The organism is Massilia sp. MS-15 (assembly GCF_020176695.1).
In the GTDB taxonomy this organism is placed as follows: Bacteria; Pseudomonadota; Gammaproteobacteria; order Burkholderiales; family Burkholderiaceae_D; genus Telluria; species Telluria hydrophila.
Window position 1 is genome coordinate 1 of the sequence record NZ_JAIWIA010000076.1, and the last position, 2,919, is coordinate 2,919.

Here is a 2,919-nt window from a genome sequence, read left to right on the forward strand (position 1 = left end):
GACCGTGAAACGACTTTGCGCCGATGATAGTGCTGCAACCAGTGTGAAAGTAGGTTATCGTCAGGCTAGTTATATGAAAAACCCCGCAGAGTGATCTCTGCGGGGTTTTTTGCTTTTACGCTTATAACTTTTCAAGCGAAGCGCCCCGTAAGCCGACCAGCACGGCTCGACCCTGCCCATCCACGCGCAGTTCACCGTATTTCGCCTTGCTCCATCGTTCTCCATCGCCTTCTTCGAAATGCCATGCATTGGCCGGCAAGGCGAGTCTTCCCCGTTGACGCGTTACCTCGATAAGAACTTCGTTGTCCTTCAATGGAGAGCGCTTATCGTGGATATGCGTGATCGTGGCGACGCCGTTCTCGCCGCGCTGTGCAATGGCAAAATAGGGCGCTTCGATATCGTCGCCGTCCAGGTCGGCGTCCAGATCGCCGGACCGGGCGAAATTGAGTGCCATGTAATCGCCTTGCATCAGGGAACGGGGATCGACGGGTGCCAGCTCGACGAAGATGCTCTGGCCCTGCCGTATGATCTGTTCCTTTTGATAGATACCAACGTTGAGGATGAGGAGGGCCGCTACCGCAGGCGCGATCAGGCCCGCTTTCGTCCACTTGCGCCGATCGGTCTGCAGGTCGGAATCGCACTCTGCTTCGCCTGCGATCCTGCGCTCCCGCCATGGGCTGGCGAAAAGCAGCACGCCGGCAGCAGAGAACAGTAATACGCTTTTATAGAGCAGTGGCCATCCCAGCCAGTAATAGAGCGACCCGATCGTCCATAGTCCGGCAAGGCCTGTCAATTTGGCGAGCTGTGGCCGGCCCCAGACGAGACAGGCGGCGGCCATGAGCAAGAGGGCGCCAAGCGAAGTCGCGAACCAGCTCACCAGGACGAAGACTGGAATGCATACTCCCAGCAATCGCCCGTCGAAGCGCTTGAGTGTAACGAGCCAGACGCCAGCCGCGAGCGCGGCGCCAGCAGTAAGAAATGGCGGTGCATACCCGAACCACGCATCATGGCTGCCAAGGCTGAGCCAGTCATGGTCGGGCAATATTTGGCTGATGAGAAATGACTGACCTGACTGATAGGCCAGCATCAGGACATTGACTATTCCCAGGCCGATTAATAGCGATTCCACGCCAGATGCAATGCTGTATTTGCCCTGACGCTCGGCACTGCGCAAGAGTGCATGCCCCGCCAGCCATACGCCGACCATGAGGTAACACCTGTTCCATAGGATGAGCTGCGCTAACGGCGTGGTTGCATCGACGGCGAGCAAGGCCCTGTCCAGCATGAAAACAGCAAGGGCACAGCATACAGTCCGTATCCAGGCCTGGCGTACCGCAAGCGCCACGGCAAGCGCTGCGACGGCGCATATCGCGTCGTCGTCGTAAGCCCCGCGTGGCACCCATACCATGAACAAGCCGCTGCCCAACAGGCACACGCCGAGGTACTCCAAAAACAAGGGCAATTTGCGAACGCGCAGCATGGCAGCAGCGCAGCCGAGTACGACGGGACCGAGGACATACAATTCCGTGCCCCTGTTGCTATTGACAAACAGGAGCGCAAACAGGCCGCAAATAGGCAATGCTGCCAGCAGGGCGCCAAACGCAGTCAGCACGACGACAGGCCAGGGATGGCCGGATTTCTCCGCATCGAGCAGCGTGGCATCGACCAGTCCACGTGCAAGGGCGTCACGTACGATCGCATCAATTCGATTGGTCACGGTCTTGTCCTTCACGGGACTGTTTGCGATACAAGTGAATGATCAGCATCGCGCTCGACATGAGTGCCGCGACGGCGGTAAGCCCGACAAGGACGAGCAAGGCCCCGAATGAGCGGAATTCCAGCCCGAGCCTGACCGCCCCGCATACCAGTAGAACGTCGATCGCCAAGGCCGTGATCGATAGCGACAAGGTGTCGAAGGCGGCCCGGCTGGTAAAGAAGGTGAACAGCTGGCACAGCGCCAGGAGCGCGAGCCAGAACATCGGGCTATTCGAATCGAACAGGCTCGTCACTCCCAAGGTCGTGGCCAGGCCGGCCGCCGACAGGAGGGCCAGGTTCTGCGCCCAGATTCCTGCACCGCTCCAGGTGCGCCAGGGGGCGGACAGCGCCAGAGGAATCGCCAGGGCCGCAAGCATGGCTGTCAACTGGATATGCAGTCCTGTCGGCCCGAACCAGCTTCTCCCGCCGTGTGCCGCGAGCCAGGTCGAGACGCCGCACATGGCGACGACGACCCAGACCGACCACACGAGATCGGAACGGCTGGCCAACGCGAGGGGCAGGGCCAGGGCAGTCCACAAGGCAAACAACTGCCATGGATCTGCACCCGATTGATAGTGCTGCCCGAAAAAGCCGAACATCGTGCCGATCGTGAGCAGCCCAAACAAGGCAAGCCCTACCCGAAACCGGACGAAGCGCGCAGCGCCATAACACGCTGCCGCAAGCAATGTTTCCAATAACAGGAACATGGCAAAAGGATTTTGGGCTTCCCAGTTTGCCGCAAGGAAGAAAATCAGCCCCAGGCCCGCAAGCGCGGCGGCCAGGATGCGTACGCGCTGGCGCACGGTCGCTTCCGGCAAGTGCACCGATTCGCGCAAGGAAGCAATGTGCCGCAACTCTTCGTAGGCAGACGCGGACAGCCGTCGTTGTCGTGCCAGCTCAAGCAAGGCAAGCCGTGTACTCAACATGGAGTGTTCTCCGAAGAAAGCCGTATGCCATTTTAGGAGGGGTACTTTGTTACGATGTTGACGTTGAGCACGATGGGGCCGCCATTTGTTCGCTACCTGAACGGTATTCGTGCGGTGATTCCTACATCGGATCGGAGACTTATCCTATACAGCACATCACTTTCCACGAGCATGATCAGTCCATTGCGTCAGCAAAGCGGAGGAAGGACCATGAAATCGAAGGAAAAGAACCTGGGTG

Annotated in this window: 2 protein-coding genes; both read right to left on the minus strand. The window is 59.0% G+C overall.

Features of this window, described 5'->3' with window-relative positions; genetic code table 11:
- Positions 1 to 121: 121 nt before the first annotated feature.
- Positions 122 to 1,732 carry a GDYXXLXY domain-containing protein gene (locus LCI23_RS20130; protein ID WP_224948234.1) on the minus strand — a complete coding sequence of 537 codons (1,611 nt, stop codon included), beginning with the start codon at positions 1,730 to 1,732 and terminating at the stop codon, positions 122 to 124.
- Positions 1,701 to 2,681, minus strand: a complete 981-nt coding sequence (locus LCI23_RS20135; protein ID WP_224948235.1) for a DUF2157 domain-containing protein — start codon at positions 2,679 to 2,681, stop codon at positions 1,701 to 1,703. The genes LCI23_RS20130 and LCI23_RS20135 overlap by 32 nt, the downstream gene beginning before the upstream one ends.
- Positions 2,682 to 2,919: the final 238 nt, after the last annotated feature.

Excerpts from the sequence above, each read along its gene's own strand:
- LCI23_RS20135 (WP_224948235.1), bottom strand. The coding sequence starts at position 2,681 with ATGTTGAGTACACGGCTTGCCTTGCTTGAGCTGGCACGACAACGACGG.